Source organism: Chitinophaga sp. 01L420, assembly GCF_056399985.1.
This window is the reverse complement of sequence record NZ_JBFTSK010000013.1, coordinates 165390-183311: the sequence shown is the minus strand read 5'-3', so window position 1 is coordinate 183311 and position 17922 is coordinate 165390. Positions and strand designations below refer to the sequence as shown.

Here is a 17922-nt window from a genome sequence, read left to right as displayed (position 1 = left end):
GTATCCGTTTTAGCACCAATAGACTTTTCTTTTGAGCTAGAATCCTCTTTTATATCCTTTCCTTTCTTTTTTGCCCAGCTCCTTCTGCTGGTGTTCCTGTTGTTGTTTTTGCTGTTGTAACTTTACAAATTCACCATTCGCCTTTACCAGTTCTGGCAACTCGGTAAACTCCAGCGGTACGACCGTTGCCCTACTGTATAGATGAATAGGAATGCCTTTTAAATAGAAATCATCAGGTTGCCCTTCCATTCGTGCCATCCCTACCGGATCTAGGCGTGCCGGCCCAGGAATAATGATCTTGACCACATCTTTTGGTAGTTCGGTTAGACTCGAATCTGGAAAGTATTCCGAATGACTGGGAACATGATAGAAGAACGAATGATAATAATCGAAAGGGTCAACACCTGAAATATCAATCCCCATGGTAGAAAAATCATCCTTTGGCCGAAGGACACCCATTCGCAGATCAACAAAAAAAGGATGATCTACCAGATCAGTTACCGGCAACACACCATTTTTTATGCGGGAGGTATAGGGATCTTTACCTGCCATCAGTGCATAATCACACGTTTGCGCCAATTCCTCCTTCGTTACTCCGAAAAACGAACATGTACCATCCGGGTCAAGATCCTTCAGTTGCGGCAAATGCACCCTGACCGTTTCGCGCCCTTCTGGATCATGATAATGGACAGGATTAAGGGTTTTACTTTCCGGCTCATAATCAAACTCATAATGCGTTCTTTTATCGGTCATCGCCAGCACCGATATCCGGTTATCTATATTGTTCTTCTCGGTTAAGCACATCTGCGGGATGTCAACAAGGAACACGGTATCCTTTAATTTATATTCCACTACTTGTTTATCCATTGTTCAAGGTTTGGTGATGAAAATTCATCCAGGGTTAACAGATATCAGTTATCGATCCGTAAAACGGAGAACCGTCTTAACTGACCCCCCGGCGTAATTGTCTTTTGTTTGATTTTTGGGTTTGTTCAAACTGCTCGCGCAATTCTCGGTTAACATTTGATTTCACGATTTGAGGAATATTGGTTTGGCTAAGCGGAATAATTTTCGCTTTTTGCCCTGATACAATTGGATTGGCCAGCAGGTACGTTTTTAAATCTGGCTCCCTGTTTTTACCAACGTAGTAAGGATCAAGTCGATCATTTGAAGGGATCACGATCTTCACGACATGCTCTGGAGGCATTTCTTTGATGCTGGCAACCTCTATATTCACCAACTGGTGTGTAGTGCTGTCGATATAAGCATAGCGGTCACCATAAGAACCTGCCAGAGGTTTGAAACCCTTTAGCGGAATAGTATGGTTCCCCATCCTGAAGCAATAGCTATCCAGGTCAACAGTATATTTCTGATCCAAAATTTCATAAGTGGGAAGCACGCCTTTTTCCCTTTCCCCTAGCGCCTTTAAATCGACCATCACTTCAAAATCCGTTTTGTTTTTCATCTCATAGGCCGGAATCTGATATTTCTCGGACATCTCGGCCAGCGCCAGATCTTTAAGCTGTGGAATTTTTACGCTCACCACATCCTGCGGATCACTTATACCATCTTTGGCCGGACTTTGGTGGTATAGGTCATACTTCATTTCATAATGGTTATCCTTATAAACCATATCATCAAATGAAAATACATGTCCTGGGACTCCGGTCTTTATGAACAGTCGTTTGTCGATATCCACATTAAAAAAAGTGCCTTTAATTTTATGAATCGGGAGAGTTTTGGGTCTTGTTTCCATTTTAGTTTATCATTAATGCCAATTTGTAGATCTGGGTTTCGCCAACCTTACTAACCAAAAAAATTAAATGCCCTTTCCTTTTTTTGTTGATGCCTTTTGTACGGGTTGCCAATCAGGATTGATTGATTTCATGCACTTGTAGTAGAAATCCAGTTTTTCTTTTTGTTCCGCAATATTTCTTTCTTATACTGCTTTCAGTTGTTTTTACAACACCAATTTATATTCATCACCACCTTTTCCTGGTGCGTTGTTTCCTTTTCTTATCCACATTAGGCATGGTCAAATCTGCTGTCCTACTAGATTCGCTGCTTTGAGTATCAACACCTGGGACCTTCACTTCCACTTTGCTACTGAGATTTAAAGCCGGCGTTTGCAAGCGGTATCCTTTTAGAATACGTGCCCCGATTTGCCGGAAAAATTTTCTCTTTTCTACATCCACTTCCTTTGAGATGTGGTTCTTCACCAGTTCACCGATCAGCAGCTTAACCTCATAATCATCTTCTAACCGATAAAGTTGCATACCGACTGAATCACGAAAAACAAGTGCGTTACACAATTGCTTATCTGCTATACGGTAAACCGGCTTTTGAAACTCAATTGCTAAAGAGTATCCACTGCCCTGATGTTCAGACCCCATAATGGCACTGAATACCGATGGAGATACCTCGATGGGCAACGACCGGTTAAACCCATGCAGAAATTCCCCCAAAGGCAGATGATCTTCATCCGGAAAGGGAAACCGGAAGAGAAACCCCTGCTCCACATTCAGATAGCCAGATGGAGATAGGTTGTGAACCACCGATCTTAGATGGCCCGCATTGTAGGCAGCCAGATATTTAGGCAAAGTGGCATAATATAAACTCTCACATGTTCCCAGCTTGATTTCCTGATTCTTGTATTTGATATACTCACCCATGATTCTTATTTTCCTTTGATCTGTAAATCCCTGAATACTTTTCGACTGTTACACTTCACCAGTTTAGGAATGCTACGCCTGGCGAATTCCTTCATCAAACCGAATTCACCATACTTACTACTCATCGCATAAATTTTCATCACCATTACCGCACCAATGACCAGGATAATAAACAGCGATACATAAGTATTCAGACCGATCATATACAGCATGGCAAAAACCATCAACAACGCAACTACTCCACCGCCCAGGTACCAGATGTACTGTGCTTTAAGCCCACGAAATTCGATCGACTTATTAATACCTTTGTTCACTACATATACACTGTTTTCCATGTTCACTTGGTTTTAAGGTTCTCACTTTATCCATTTTGTCAATTGATCCGGATTCTTGTTGCTACAATTTATTTGCGCGTCTCCTTTTAGGCTGGGTAAGAAGATCTATGCTCGATTCTTTTATCATGTTCCTAAGGTCAATCGTTCCGGACTGGCTTATTTTAAATGCTGCAACAACAAAACTTTGTTTGATGGGAAACTCATTTATATAGTGGTAGGAATTTTTCCCCTCTTTAACTGCAACACCATAGGAGTCCATCATTTTAAACTCCGGAAATTGAATTAAATAGCTCCCAGCAGGGGCCAGGTCATGCTCCAGAGTAACCGGCAGGAACCTTTTTTCAGATGTACTATATATTCCTTCCACCCATTTACCGTGCTTATCCTCTTTGTGGAGCAGATTATCCAAGGGAATTGTTTTTGTTTTCAAGGCGCTTCCGAGCCCATTTTCCTTTAGATTCAAATAGTAGGAAGCATCTGGTAATTCAATCCTTGGTGTCATTCCTAAATCTCGCTCCAAATAAAGCAACCCCAATTTTTGAAACCCCCACTTATGGAACATGCTTTGCCTATTGATTTGATCGTATACCCTTAAACTTTGATCGTGCAACATGCTGACTACACCCATAGGTAATTTCACTTTATGCAGGTGATCTGTCCCACCAGGATAGAATATCTTTTCCTGATGAATGCTTCGGCTCTTGCTATTGTAAATAAAATTCAGCGCATCTCCTGCAAGTTCCATCTGATCATAAGGCAGGAAATTCCCTTTTTGCTCCATATCCTCAAGTCCCCCCTTGACAGCATTAAAACGGTATAAATGATGAGCCAATATTACCTTATCGAAATACTCTACGCTATACCCCATATCCTTCAGTTTTGTGAACGGGAGACTAAATAGTCGTGCATTTCTGCAATCACCATATGTCTCATAAAATGATCATCAAGGGTTTGCTCTGAAAATTCAAAAGCGTCAAACGCATTGCCGCAAACCACAATCATATTGGTCAGCTCTGACCTGAGTACACCGACCTGCTCAAACTGCTCATACTCCTGTGGAAATTCTTCAGACATGACCTGCTTGAGGTAATTGAATTTTGACGGCCCAAATGAAGCCGTTAATTCAGCGATGGATAGATCTATGATCTGCTGCTGATGATCACCCTGCTGGATAAGTTCATCGATCAATGGTTCAATCAGATTCACTCGATCATCCAGGTATTGCGATAGGGTTCCTCTTTCAGAAAATAGAAGAACGATCTCAGGATAATTTTCCTGTAAAAAGCCAAGTAGGCTTTCTTTGATTTTCTCTTTCATATGCCAAAAAATGCTCTTAATACTGCTGCCACAACTACCAAAAATATACAGGCTCCAAACCATGCAGCGGCCACTTTGCTGGTATCCTGATCGCCTCCCGACCATTTCTGATAGACCTTCACCGCGCCGATGAGTCCAATGACCGCACCAACAGCATACATCAGCTTTTCACCAGAACCAAAGTAACCTTTGACCTCGGAAGTCGCTTTATCAATTCCCTGTGTCCCACTACCCGCCTGCGCCATCACGGCTATATCTTGTAAAATCAACACAGCAAGGATTACCGTTGCCACAATTTTTTTCCGGGAAAACCCCCTTAACTTTTCTCTGCACATTTTCTATCTCACTTTTAAAGGTTAATTCCAATTCGTCATCCTTCGACCGGTTATCTACCGGATCAGGATAATAATTGGCTGCCACGCACGATCCTAACCATCACACCTACCAACCATGACCCGTGTGCGGGCAGCCAATACTTTTTGCAAATCATTCATTGTTCACCGCCTATGACTATACTGGTCTGGGCTAACTCTTTTTATTTACTTTTCCTTACTTCCTGCCCCATTTGGGCAGGAAGGGGAAAAGTTGACCGGCTCATCTGCACTCTCCTTCACTCGCACCATTCGCCTTCACAGCCGGGAGTAGACAGCGGGTCTTTTTCTTGGGGTTATTTTCTGCGTTTAGCCTTTGTTCCCCCACTGAAGGGTATCGTGGGGGACCGCCGGCATATGGTCCATTAGTCCAGCTCCTTCTTCCACAATCCATCTACCTCACTTCGGCTGGAACTCATGAAACCATGTATCTTCATTTCTGACAGGATAAGTTCTGTAATCCCTGCTCGCAGAATTTCATCTTTAATCGTTGGGTATTCCTGTACCACTGCCCTTAAGGAATCCATTACATCCGGCGTTTCCAATTGCTGATCACCTGAATCCGAAATCATTTCTTTGATCCGAAGAATCAGCTCCTCCGCCAGGACGTAATTTTCATCGGCGATAGGTTCCTGATTCACTGGTGCATGGAAGCGCTCAAATGGATCGATCACTTCCACTTCCTCCTCTTCCTGATCGTCTCTGTTCTTGCGGGGTTTACCTTTAAGAAAGTCGTTCAGTTCATTTCGGTAATACCTGAGGATGATATAACCGTAATAAATCACAAGTACTACTGCTATAGTTAGCAGGATGTCTTTAAAGGAGTAGGGTAGTTCAATCATAATCGTTGGGTTTTAATTTTGGGTTCGTTTTCGTTTTGATTACGATACAAAAGAACTGCGAATCCAAATTTCTGAAAAGTGCAATTTTGGTTGCAACCCTTTGCAACCCAGCTAGAGCAAGTGTTTCAGGGGAAAAATCTTGAAAAATATTTTCCAAACGACTCATTTGTAACCAAAGTTGCAACCCATTTTTTAAGGCATAAGGCTAGAGCAGGCACAAAAAAAGCCACAGGTTCTCACCTGCGGCTTAAAATCATATCCTTAATTTGGTCACGTAAACTCAAAAACTCCTTTCTTAATATCATCCAAAACCTGCGCTGAAATTTCCTGATCGCGCCGTTCCACATTATAACCTTTACCACGAACACTTTTCCAGTTTAATTCAGCGGAATGTTCCGTGGATACATTTCGGGCCAGTGCCCTTGTGATTTCGCTAAATGACTTGGCACTGATGTAACCTTTTCTATATGCTGACAACGCTATGATACTAATCTGATCAATGCTAAGTTTAATGACAACCTTCGGTGTGGCCTTATCATTTTCCAGTGGTAACCGGTCTGTAACTGGAGCAGCATGTTCAATGCCGTTTCTTAAATCGTCTGTCTCAGTTTTAATAAACTCCGTAAAATAAGATTTCATACTTGGATAATTTCTGTCATAAATGATTCCAGGCTTAACCGGCATATGAAGCAGCCGCTTAAACTGCGCATTCAGAAATGAAATTTTTTCTGCGTCCGTATTCTCCTGTTCCATCAGAGCTTTTAAGCCCGTAGTGAAGTAAACAATACATTCCACACTATTGCAATTCCAGTAAAAAAGTAATTCATGAAGGGTCGGGCAATCCGGCAATACTCTATTTTCCGATGGTCGTAGCAGCGCTCTAAGCAAACCCGTATGATATTCAGCTTCTTTCACTGTCACTGGCTCATGGCGATCTATGCGTTCAATAAATTTTTCTATAATGCCAATGACAATTTCGCTGATTTTCTCTGGATTATTCCCCTGTTTTAAAGCATTTGGTAATAACAGTAGGCGTGTCTGTATCTCCGATTTGATGGCAACAAGTTCAGGGATGGGAACCCTTTCATCCTCATTGAGGAATATAGAATAGCTCAGCTCTAAAAACTGCTGCAGCTCAAATAAAATGATAGACAGGAATTCCAGAATTTCATAATTGCTGGCGTGAATATCGGGCGTATTATGTAACATGTGGTAAGCTTTGTTGATCAGGGTAACCAGTGCATTAAAATATTTCCGCACCAATAGCCTGGTATGTTCTTCTTCTTTAGAATTGAAAATCTGATTTTGTAGACTATTGTAAATGTTGACTTTCTCATTCCTTATCCGTTGAATGGCAATGGCAATTTCTTCTTCACTTTTGGCCACTGATAATTGTGTGTTTAGTTCTTGGGTAATCAATTCAAGGGAATGAAGGGCATAATTCTTTTTCATTTTTTTCCGATTTGGGTTAATACTGAATGGACGATTTGAATAACCTGCCAAATGAAAAGACAATAGAAGCAATACAAGTGTTGCATTTAGGATAATTGGATGGCAGCCCAGTTATCCTGCAAAACCTTTCAATCTTTTCACCTGTAAGGGCATAATGTGATAGTTGCTTTTTATTTTTTTGTTAAAACGTTAATAATCAATTTCATAGAACGCAAATAACTACATTATGTTGTAACATGAGAAATACAGTAGAGATGGAAATGGCAGGTGATGGCTTATTTTGAGTTTCTTTTCCATAAAAATGCAGTAAGAACTAGGGTTGCAAAATTTCTTTGAAATAAATGCCAGTCTTTCTTTTTCTCCCGTTATTTTGAGATTCCTTTACATTTTCAAAATCCATACAAATAGTCGATATGGGCTGATATAAAACTAAGAAATTGATCATGTGAACATTTGTCTGATTTGTATTAGATCGATATTAGTAGGTATTCGCATTCCGTTTTTACATATCCGTTTTTGAACGGATTCAGTTAACAATCCTTACTATGTTAAAAACTTAAAACTCCTATATTTAGTGCTGCAATTGGATTTCAACACCGGGAAAATTCCCAGTGCAATTGATTAATGGATGCGTTATTTTACGGATTCCATAAATTTAGATTGTATCCTGCCGACTGTCTGCACCATTTTTTATCATTTAAGATCTGCGAGATGAACCTGACCCGTAAACAAAAGTAAGTTATGAGGAAATAAAAAAGTTTATCAATAGTATACCGCAACTAAGAATTTCGATTTCTGAATTGATGCAAAGATCCACTCTGTCCGAAGATAAACTGAATCAGGGCTTAAATTTATTGTTTCGTGAACACCTTGATAGTTATCAACTGAGGCAATCTATAGAACAAGAAGCGGAGTTACTGCAAAAAAATCTACAAGGACTTTTATTCTAATAAATAGAAGCAACTTGACAAAGTTATCAAGTTTAGCCTTTTGATAGAAATAACAGAGAATTAAATTAAATCTTATTTTTACCATTGGTATTTTTTCCAAGTAACCATTAATTCCCAAGCGATTGTTTTAATCTTTTCTTGAGCATTCAAATCGATCTTGTGCAATGACCCTCAAATACAAACATGAAATAGCCATTCAGCAGGTCAAACTTTTTATTGATAGTCATCCCTTGGAACGCACGCCTTTAAATAAATTGATCCTACGATCCGGCCTATCTGAAGACATACTGACTAAAGGTTTTAAGGAGTTGTGGGGTGAACGGCTTTACCATTATCAGCTACGTGTCTGCATGGTTGCCGCCGGAGTATTACTACAGCAAGGGTTTTCGGTAAAATCGGTAGCCCTGGCTGCCAGATATAAGGCGCAGGGAAATTTTACGCGGGCATTTTTCAATGTGGTCGGAATGACACCATCTCAGTATCAGAGTGAAAAACGGCCGCAGTAAATTCCCGGTTTTTGATAAGAGATTCTGGTTTTTGATAAGAGTTTATTGCTTGAAGTGTCAAAAATCAAATGTAACTTTCCTAAAGAAACAGACACAACGAGTTTTACTTGAACACCTCATTAGAATTGACCTTTTAGTTTAGGAGTTTAACCTTAGCCATAAAGACACCATCACCCTCAGACCGGTTTGAACATGCACAACACTAATTCCGTGTAATGGCAGTTTTGCTTTTTTCATAATGGTTGTAATGACATCTGAAAAGGTTTTACTTCAGCTGAATTGACCTTGATGGGGAATCTTTCGCGCAAACCTATCTTACGATGCTTATAGTCTTCTGAAAGGTAATTCCTTTAAGTTGTCATTATCCGTATTGGCCTTTCCCCTACTCACCGCTCATACTACAGGGCGATCAGGCCATTCTATAATCAATAAGGAACATTTTGAATCCATGCCCTTACTATTTTAATTTTACTACCGATGAATTCTAACCAGGAAATTCCCATAACAGAAGAAAATATATTAGACCCTAAAAACAATCAGGGTAATCATTTCCATGTTAGGACAATTAGCTATGGTAGAATTTTGTATGATCATAGTCTCAGTTACCATGAGGATGGAATATTTCTAAAGGTGGGTGAACCTAAATCCAGTCAGGGTTGGATCATCCATATCTCCATTATCACCTCACAAACTGTAGAACTGCTTGAGCAAATCTTGCCCATATTGATAAGTTCAAAAGCGGCATTCCAAATCATAAAAGACAACAATTATCATAACGCACTCAATGGAGGAATGTATGGCGTATTTAAAATTGGAAAAGTCATATCCATTTTTCCTGACAATGACTTGCACGCCAGACAGATCGTTGACTCGCTGAAAAGTATATCGCTAAAATTTAAAGGTCCTAAAATACTTTCGGACTTTCATTTGGGAGGAATAGTCTATACGCGTTACGGCAGTACCGCGAATGGTGTTGGCGATCAGATTCAGGACGGCAATGGCACCTTCATCGAGGACAACTATTATGTTCCTTGCTGGACACCAGATGGAATTTCCAACCCGTTTACAGATCTGGTGATACCTGTAGTATTAAATAACAAACGCATTTTAAAAAATAAGTTTCTAATCAAAAATGTCCTATCACAAACCATAAAAGGAAATGTCCTTAAAGGATACTATTTAAACCTATTATCACTCAAACCTTGTATCATTAAGCAGGGCAGAGAAAATATAATCTCAGATGTGGCCGGAAGGGATATGAAAGACCGATTACTTTGGCAGCAATATTTACAAAATAATCTGTATCCGCATCATATCGTTCCAAAAGCCTTGGATTACTTTGAAATAGATGGTGACGGCTATTTAGCTATGGAATTTATCAAAGGGTTACCGTTAAACCAAAAGGTTCAAACGATCCTAAAGAACCGCCCTTGCTGGAGTTTACCAAAAGAACAATTGTTAGCTCTTCTTTCGCTTATTAAAAAAGTAGTTGACGCAATAGATATCATGCACCAGCAGCATTTAATCCATAGGGATATTGCAGCATCAAATTTTATTGTCCTTAAGGATGATTCCATTCGCATGATTGATTTAGAGCTGGCATATTCCAAAGAATTGGACTTTCCTACTCCAGCCTTTACAATAGGGACTAAAGGCTATATGTCACCCGAGCAGTACAGATTAAGTAAACCTGATTATCCCACTGATATCTACTCTTTGGGCGCACTAATGATTTTGGTATTCACAGGATTAGAACCTGCTTTTATTGTGGAGGATGATCTGTCACAAGTTCAACAAAAATTAAGATTTCTTATAAGGAATGAATGCCTGAGTGATTTGATCTTAAGCTGTTTGGCGAATGATCCAGGTAAAAGGATTTCATTACACAAGTTAAAAACAGGTTTAAGGGCATTTACTGAAGAGATAGGGATTTCCGGATTTCATATATCCGAATCCGCAGAAACATCAGACCTGCAACTTAAAGAGGTCATTCAACAGGGAATAAATGCCCTGGGTTCAGATAGTTTTTTAGCTGATGGATACTGGAAATCCGAATACTCCGAACAAGGGGCAACAGAAATACATGCGTCCTTTAACACCAGGACATTTGTAGGCATACATAAGGGTTTAGCGGGAGTCATCTATTTATTGGCCAGAGCCAAAAGTTCAAAAATAGATCTGACAAGTGTCAATGCTGTTCTTGCCAAATCTATTGGCTATATCAATGATTTCTGCTTGTCTAATCATCAGGGTATACAACCAGGTTTGCATTTTGGTTCTGCAGGGTTGATTCTCTCATTAGTCAGCGCCTCGGATATGAAGCTGGAGGGCGCACAAGTCATACATCTTGAGAATTTAGTAAATGGTTTTTACGCACAGCCCATTGGCCTAGATCTGATCAGTGGTGCTTCAGGGCAAGGTATGGCTATGCTGATATGCAGAAAACATATCCCGCAGGAGGCGATTCTAGAGGTAACAACAAAAATAAATCAAGCGATTTTAAGCAGTCAACTGCCCGATGGGTCTTGGGATATAAAGCTTCACCCAAACAAAAAGCCTGAAAAAAACACTTCTTTCGGCTATGGAATAGCAGGCATCGTATACTACCTACTTCACCATGCCTGTTTTTTTCCAGATGGTTCAGAAATTGAGGCAGCTAAAAGAGGTCTAAACTACTTACTGCAAGTACGCCATGAAGATGGCCCAAACATTCAATGGAATCATAGCCTTCAAGATAAGTTTGATGGTGGTTGGTGGTGCAATGGTACTCCAGGTGTTGCCCTTGTCTTTCTTAAAGGCTATGAAGTGTTTGGCCACGAGCTTTACAAAAGCACGGCAATTAAGGCCCTTAGATCTCTACCCGAAGAATATATCCACTATAATTTATCCCAATGTCATGGCATGGCAGGGCTAGGAGAGATATATCTAGAAGCCTACAGGGTGCTTGGAATGACAGAATGGTTACAACGGGCTACCTGGATTAAAGAATATTTGGTTACCCATACCATGAAAACTAAAGATGGCAATTTGGCCTGGTTGGTGGAAAATTCACAGTTTCCTACTGCGGACCTGTTGGTAGGAATGGGTGGAGTATTACACTTTTTGCTGAGATATCGAAATCCCGAGTTAGGTTTTCCTTTACTATCAAATAATCCATTACTATAAAATCGTGTATCAAAATGAGAAGAAATCAAATCATTGAGCTTTGCAGCGGATTACTGGTTTTACTGTTTATCTATGCTGCCACCAGTAAGTTTATGGATATACCGCAGTTTAGAGCGGATATGGAAAATCAACCCTTCCCGAAATGGCTTGCAGATACATTTGTTTATTTAGTACCTACAGTGGAAATCATAATTTCAGTAATGCTAATTTACAAGCCGTTACGAAAATGGGGATTTATGGGAGCTTCACTTCTGATGTTTGCCTTTACCGCATATACGGCTGCGATATTATTAAACTTCTTTCCCCGTATTCCATGTGGTTGCGGTGGGGTGATCACTAAATTGACTTGGCATCAGCATTTAGCCTTAAATGTATTTTTCTTGACATTGAGCATATTGGGATTGATTTTGATTGTCAAAGGGCGACACTTTGGGTTTAGGAGAAATATTGTAGGAAATTTCAAGGCTGGTTTTTGATTTTATTTCACCGATGAATTCAATTTTATGAGTTACTTAAAATCTCCTTTAAATACGATTGAACTTATTCTAATGCCGATTCTGGCAGCCGTAATGTTCAATTCACCAACGGATAGAAGGTTTACCTCATACCGTTTTTACAATACACATCCTGGTACTCAATCAGTCAATAGACTCGATTATGTTTACTGGGATGAGACTAAAGTGTATTGTGTTGCATACAATAATAGTTATTGTCGGGCAATTTGGTCCCAGAACGCTGGCCCTTCTATAGGAAATCCACCATCCTCTACTGCGGTATTGGTTTATACAGTTTTGGGAGGTGCGGTGTTCGATGATGGAACAGGTGTAAAATGATTTAAAATAATAAATTTTTATAGCTATAAGACAGGTTAAGCCGAAATCCTGTATAAACCATAGTAGGCATATTTATTAACTTTTGTCAATACGTTTATCATGAAAAAAGTAACATTCAGCCTTGGTGCAGCAGCACTGGCTATCGTTGGCGCATTGAGCAGTGCATTTACCGTAGCTCCTAGAATAGGAACTCCGTACACATTCTACAATACAAATGTAGGGGTGAAATCAACTCTCAAAGCTGATTATATCTACAGAGGTTCAGCTACCACTCCTTCTTGTGCTGCTAACGTAAATAGCTTCTGTAAAGCCATCTGGACACAGGTTGCTGCTCCTGTTTTAAATCAACCACCTTCTGCTACTGCTGCGATTCATACTGCTACATTGGGTGCTTATAATGGGCTTTAATTGGCTATGGGGATAGCTAACGCTATCCCCATTTTTTGTCAAATTTTAATAAATAATATTTAATATGAAAAGAATATCTTTTAGCCTCCTTTCAGCTGTACTGGCCTTAATTAGTGCATTGAGTAGTGCATTTACCGTTGCTCCTAGAATTGGTACGCCCTATTTATTTTATAATACAAACATCGGAACAAAGTCGACAAATAGGTTTGATTATATTTACAGAGGTGGTATTGTGGGACCTAATTGTGCTTCTAATAATAATAGTTACTGCAAGGCTATATGGACCCAAATATTCACACCAGCTATAAATTCTTCCCCTTCATCAACGGCAATAATTAAAACTGTTTATTTTGGAAATTACAATGGTCTGTAGCTTTAAAACCTGGGATTGTTGTAAAAACTCGCCCTAATTAGTTATTTTTCACCTATAAATATTGGAAATATGAAAACGCCGAATTTCTCAATTGGCTGCTCTATTTTAAGTCTTATTTCAGCAATTGGGTTTTCCTTTAAGGCAGCTACAACTAGTCCATCCTATGTTTTCTGGAATACAAATGTCGACTCTAACTCTACCAATAAGGGTGATTATGTTTATTTAGATCCAGGAATTTCGCCAACATGCTTGCAAAATGCAAACAGTTATTGTAAAGCTGTATTTACGCAAAATGTGGTTCCGGCCTATGGCGACCATCCAACTGCCTTGGCAGTCATTCATACCATTTTCGTTGGAAAGCTATTTGTTCCATAGCATTAATCCTTTTGATAAACAGCAAAATATTTATGAAACTTCCATCCTTGCCAATTGTCTCGGCTTTAATCGCCATGTCCGGTCCAATTCTAATTTCTATTATTAATCAGGATGGACCAGGACGTTTTTATACTTTTTATAATATCAATCCAGGTGTAAGGTCCACAAATAGGGTTGACTATGTTTATAGGACGGGTTGCGGTAATCCGGGCTGTGTTACCAATGAAAAATCATTCTGTAAGGCCGTTTGGATACAAACGACGATACCTGATTGCGACTCTTCACCTTCCAAAACTGCATTTTTATATACAATTTTTTTTGGCGAATATAATTTTCGGTAAGTTCAATTGTGTGGCCAGTGACCAACTACGTTATTCAATCATTAGTCTTTTTCGTAATGCTTTTAAGAAAGTCTACTTCTTTTACATCGTAAGGCGTTCCGTCTTTCCTAAAAATATCATGATACCATACATCAGGCTCCGCTTCCCCTCCCTTATTACCCTGCGGATAATTCGTTTGGGTTTTACCCGCAACCAGACCCCAACTTATGGCACTGACCCCATAGCTTTTAAAAATTGGCAGACAATTTTCAAACGTACTTCCATTCGGCCTTTTCATGTATTCAGTACAGATCACTTTTTTGCTTCTCCCTACCAGCGTATCCAAAGCCTGTTTTAAAGAAACCGTATCTCTGTAATTATGAAAGGTAATTACATCTGAATTTTCCAACTGAAATTTGTTGAAGGCAGAAAATTCAGGATTCCATATGCCGATGGTAAGGGGTTGGGAGACTTTCGCCCCCCTCGCCCAACGCACCACATTCTTTAATAACGGCCAGCTTTTATCTCCACGACCAAAATGACCAGGTTCATTATACAAATCCCACATCAAAATCCTATGGTCCCTGCTAAAAGTTTGCATCACATCCTTCACGTACATTTCCAAAGTATCCATTAGTTTCGATTCTCTATCAATCAAACTTCCAGGGTCTTTAAGCCATCTGCTATTATGTACCGAAGGAATAGGCTCATGTTGCTTTCCAATGCTATATGTATCAACCCAGCAGTCATCGAAAAAAACAAAGATGACGGACATATGATGTGAAGAAGAAATAGATAAAAACTCATTTACCTTCTTCTTAAAGCCCTTTGGGCTTTCTTGCCATGCCACATGATGAAGGTAAACCCGGAGTGAATTTATACCAATTACTTCTGCCAGCCTTAACTCCTGATCAATGCTTACTTTGTCAAAAGTTTCCTTTTGCCAAAATTCTAGCTGGTTGACTGCATATGCTGGGATATAATTTACCCCCACTGACCAGCTCAACTTATTCTGGGGATTTAGATTGTCAATTATATTTGACGCTTTTTCTTGGCCAAATAAAGGAGGCCAGTTGAATAGAATAATGTTGATTAGGGTTAATATATTTTTCATTGGAGGGAAATTCAGTTTCTTTATAAATCAGTAACAGTTGAAAGAATAATATTTAGGGAAATGATCTTACCGTGACTGGAACTACTTTATTTGCTTTTAGCTGTTGTACTTTCAGAACTGATCTCATCAATAACCAAAATATCAGTGAGTATCTCTCCGAAACGCAGAGTCAATCCGTACTTTAGTAATGCCTTATTGAGAGCATTTACATCTTTCAGATCACAATTAATTTCTAAATCTACCTTTTCCTGTAGGTCCGTTTCACTAATAATTGGAAACCCATTATTGCTCAATGCACCAGATAGGATATTAAAAAGATGAATAAGTTCTACATTGGTAAATTTTACGGTATATGGAGTTGTGGAATAGTATGTTTTTCCTCCCTTAGTTTTTAGGTTCTCATTGGCATTTTTCTCATTTATTTTACTCAAAGCATAGCCTTTGATCTTCTTTTGTTGGATTGAAAAATCCAGGTTGTAAATCCCGTTGTAATAGGTTTTGAGATCATGCTCTATGATCTGATCTTTCTTTTCCTGGGAGAATTCTTCAGGGTAAATAGTTTCATAACAGATACCGTTTTCCTCCCCCCATTTAATCATACCATTTTCATCCAATTTATCATAATTGGGACCACCATATAACCGATAAGCTAATACAGTATCTTTAATGTTGATCTCCGTTTTTCCTTTGGCAAAGAATTTATTGCAGTCTCTTCCATACCGCTTTTGAAGACCATAAAAAGATCTGAGCAAAAGTAACGGGCCACAATTAATGGCTGTAAATTTATTCTTTTCAAATTGCATTCCAGACCAGACATTTGGCATGGATTTAGAAAATACTGAATGAAAATAAATTTTACTGTTGTCAATTTCTGCTCGGTTGATTACATTTTTCTGCTCGTCTACGAAATTAAGAGTTTGGTGAAAAGCAGGTTTAAGATCAATAAGGTAAGTTTCACTCAAACTCTTTTGCTTATAACGGGCCTTATTGCCTTCAACAAATTTCTGTAAGTTATCGCTAGTAATTTCTTCTCTTCCAGTAATCGCAGATATTTTACCATGATCGTCTATCCAAACATAAGTTGGATAGGTAAACTCAGGAAATAGTTTTTGTATTGTACTGTCCTGTACAATAGTTTTAAGCTTGATGTTTGTGGCTTTTTGCATACTGGTTAAGAACTTCTCCACAATGCCTCTTACCTCTGTGGTAACCCCGATGATCTCTAACTTTCCATTAAACCTTTTTTCTATAGAGTCGGTTTTAGGAAACATCGCGATACATGGACCGCACCAGGTAGCCCAAAAATCAAGAATTACAAACTTCCCATGATACTCTGAAAGATTATTTTTGCCAGGCATATTGATTTGCCTGGCTATACTTACGTTGGGCAGGTTATCCCCGACTTTTAGTTTTTCTTGCCCATAACTCCGATTTAATAAAGTTTGTATAAATAGGAGCATTATCACCGTTTTCAATAGCTCGGGTATTTTCATTTTACAATTGATTTAATACTTTTAACACTTTGGTTAATTTTGCGTTAATCCACCTTTTCTAATTTCGTCTTGTGGTATTGGAAAGACATATCGTTTATCATTTGGGAGGAGGGTGTATTTTTGGCCATTAAGGATTTTACTTAACGTAATGGAATATCGTTGGTCTTTGTTAAGTCTCCTCAAATCAGACCACCTAAGACCTCTTCCGATAAGTTCCTTTTTTCGCTCTTCAATGATTCGTTTGATTATTGCTTCTGTAGTGGTGAAGCTCACGGGTATGAATGTCTCTTTTCGCAACCTTTTTTCTAAGAATTTATTCAGGATTTGAATACCTTGCTCATTTTTTCCCGTTCTGATATTGGCTTCTGCATTGATCAGGTAGACTTCATCTGTTGAAAGTCCATTAAAAAATGGATTTTGGGCACCTGAATAATTTCCCCAATATCTGTACAGATCCCTGAATTTTTTAAAATATAACGGCTTTCTCAGGTCGTCAGAATTAAATGAGGCGTAAAAGCTGCTGTCAACTGCACCAGTTAGATAGACCATAGAAATGTAAAGTTGAAGGGTGCTGTGAAAGATTACTTCTTGATTAAACTGTGGGAAAATAAAAAATGCAGTGGAATCAACCTCGTTATAGTCCAATAGTTGGTTGGCTGATTTTAAGACCTGATTAGTGTAATCCAATGCTTTTGGATAATCTTCATTTGAAAGCGCTATCCTGGCGAGTAATGCTAATGCTGCATTTTTGGATGGACGATTTTTATATGCAGGCACATCTGGAAGCAAAGGTAAAGCATTATTCAAGTCATTATAGATCAAATCATAAGTATCCTTTAACGAGGATCTTTGAACTTCGCTCTTAATCACTGGTGAAGTTCTCAAAGGTAGACCTAAATCTGTTTCTGCACTTGTACTCTGATAGGGCTTACAAAAAACCTGGGCCAGATTATAGTAATTAAAGGCCCTGAAGAATAAAGCACTCCCCTTAACTGCATTCCATGCTGACTGATTGGACGGATTATGCTCTACCTTTTCAATTCCCTCCAGAATGACATTGGTGTTTAGGATCTGCTCAAAAGGATAATTCCAATCGAAAACGGTCTCTCCTTTATAAGGATCTGTATCCCACACATAAGAATTCTTCTCAACTTGAGTTGGAAGAATCGCCCACTTTTGGTCCGTAACATAATAATAATCTGAGGCCAATTCACCTAATGCTGGTGAATGCAAAGTAAAAATGTCATCAGTATTGTCCAAAAGGGCCTGATAATCGGAAATATTTTTAGGTATGATTAAAGACTGATCAGGCTTAGCATCCAGCCAGTTTTTTTGACAGCAAATGCTTGTAGTTCCCATAAGGAATATTGCTAGTTGTAAATATTTTCTTTTCATG

At 39.1% G+C, this 17922-nt stretch carries 17 protein-coding genes; 5 read left to right on the top strand and 12 right to left on the bottom strand.

The genetic code is table 11. From position 1 onward, the window contains the following. Window positions 1-36: 36 nt before the first annotated feature. The 9 genes from AC1DP6_RS14960 to AC1DP6_RS14920 form a co-directional block, all read right to left on the bottom strand. Window positions 37-867, bottom strand: coding sequence for a hypothetical protein (locus AC1DP6_RS14960; RefSeq protein WP_477055534.1), 831 nt, complete (start codon window positions 865-867; stop codon window positions 37-39). Window positions 868-943: 76 nt separating this feature from the next. Continuing rightward, window positions 944-1756 carry a hypothetical protein gene (locus AC1DP6_RS14955; RefSeq protein WP_477055533.1) on the bottom strand — a complete coding sequence of 271 codons (813 nt, stop codon included), beginning with the start codon at window positions 1754-1756 and terminating at the stop codon, window positions 944-946. A 226-nt stretch (window positions 1757-1982) separates the two neighbouring features. Then, complete coding sequence (locus AC1DP6_RS14950) at window positions 1983-2672, bottom strand: hypothetical protein (protein WP_477055532.1); 690 nt, start codon at window positions 2670-2672, stop codon at window positions 1983-1985. Between the two features lie 5 nt (window positions 2673-2677). Next, window positions 2678-3007 (bottom strand): DUF4133 domain-containing protein, encoded by a 330-nt coding sequence (locus AC1DP6_RS14945; protein ID WP_477055531.1) that lies wholly within the window; start codon window positions 3005-3007, stop codon window positions 2678-2680. 61 nt (window positions 3008-3068) lie between these two features. Beyond that, the gene (locus tag AC1DP6_RS14940) at window positions 3069-3875 is read right to left on the bottom strand and encodes a hypothetical protein (protein ID WP_477055530.1); all 807 of its coding nucleotides are present in this window, start codon (window positions 3873-3875) and stop codon (window positions 3069-3071) included. Between the two features lie 5 nt (window positions 3876-3880). After that, window positions 3881-4324 (bottom strand): hypothetical protein, encoded by a 444-nt coding sequence (locus AC1DP6_RS14935; protein ID WP_477055529.1) that lies wholly within the window; start codon window positions 4322-4324, stop codon window positions 3881-3883. After that, window positions 4321-4659: a DUF4134 domain-containing protein gene (locus AC1DP6_RS14930; RefSeq protein WP_477055528.1), complete on the bottom strand. Its 339-nt coding sequence runs from the start codon at window positions 4657-4659 to the stop codon at window positions 4321-4323. Before AC1DP6_RS14930 ends, AC1DP6_RS14935 begins: the two co-directional genes overlap by 4 nt. Window positions 4660-5060: 401 nt before the next feature. Next, the gene (locus tag AC1DP6_RS14925) at window positions 5061-5537 is read right to left on the bottom strand and encodes a hypothetical protein (RefSeq protein WP_477055527.1); all 477 of its coding nucleotides are present in this window, start codon (window positions 5535-5537) and stop codon (window positions 5061-5063) included. Between the two features lie 270 nt (window positions 5538-5807). Then, window positions 5808-6989 (bottom strand): hypothetical protein, encoded by a 1182-nt coding sequence (locus AC1DP6_RS14920; protein WP_477055526.1) that lies wholly within the window; start codon window positions 6987-6989, stop codon window positions 5808-5810. Between the two features lie 1114 nt (window positions 6990-8103). On the opposite strand from AC1DP6_RS14920, the gene AC1DP6_RS14915 reads away from it, so the two are divergent. From AC1DP6_RS14915 to AC1DP6_RS14895, 5 genes are all read left to right on the top strand, one after another. Beyond that, entirely contained in the window at window positions 8104-8445 is a 342-nt protein-coding gene (locus tag AC1DP6_RS14915) for a helix-turn-helix domain-containing protein (RefSeq protein WP_477055525.1), read from the top strand. Between the two features lie 477 nt (window positions 8446-8922). After that, window positions 8923-11610 carry a lanthionine synthetase LanC family protein gene (locus AC1DP6_RS14910; RefSeq protein WP_477055524.1) on the top strand — a complete coding sequence of 896 codons (2688 nt, stop codon included), beginning with the start codon at window positions 8923-8925 and terminating at the stop codon, window positions 11608-11610. Window positions 11611-11624: 14 nt separating this feature from the next. Beyond that, window positions 11625-12086: a MauE/DoxX family redox-associated membrane protein gene (locus AC1DP6_RS14905; protein ID WP_477055523.1), complete on the top strand. Its 462-nt coding sequence runs from the start codon at window positions 11625-11627 to the stop codon at window positions 12084-12086. A gap of 456 nt (window positions 12087-12542) precedes the next feature. Further along, a complete protein-coding gene (locus AC1DP6_RS14900; protein WP_477055522.1) occupies window positions 12543-12851 on the top strand; it encodes a hypothetical protein in 309 nt (102 codons plus the stop codon). Between the two features lie 442 nt (window positions 12852-13293). Then, the gene (locus AC1DP6_RS14895) at window positions 13294-13599 is read left to right on the top strand and encodes a hypothetical protein (protein WP_477055521.1); all 306 of its coding nucleotides are present in this window, start codon (window positions 13294-13296) and stop codon (window positions 13597-13599) included. A gap of 375 nt (window positions 13600-13974) precedes the next feature. Here the strand turns inward: AC1DP6_RS14895 and AC1DP6_RS14890 are convergent, their stop codons facing one another. The 3 genes from AC1DP6_RS14890 to AC1DP6_RS14880 all read right to left on the bottom strand — a co-directional run bounded on the left by AC1DP6_RS14890 (window position 13975) and on the right by AC1DP6_RS14880 (window position 17921). After that, a complete protein-coding gene (locus AC1DP6_RS14890) occupies window positions 13975-15033 on the bottom strand; it encodes a glycoside hydrolase 5 family protein (protein ID WP_477055520.1) in 1059 nt (352 codons plus the stop codon). A gap of 86 nt (window positions 15034-15119) precedes the next feature. Then, window positions 15120-16526, bottom strand: a complete 1407-nt coding sequence (locus AC1DP6_RS14885; protein ID WP_477055519.1) for a TlpA family protein disulfide reductase — start codon at window positions 16524-16526, stop codon at window positions 15120-15122. Window positions 16527-16559: 33 nt separating this feature from the next. Further along, complete coding sequence (locus AC1DP6_RS14880; protein WP_477055518.1) at window positions 16560-17921, bottom strand: RagB/SusD family nutrient uptake outer membrane protein; 1362 nt, start codon at window positions 17919-17921, stop codon at window positions 16560-16562. Window position 17922: the final 1 nt, after the last annotated feature.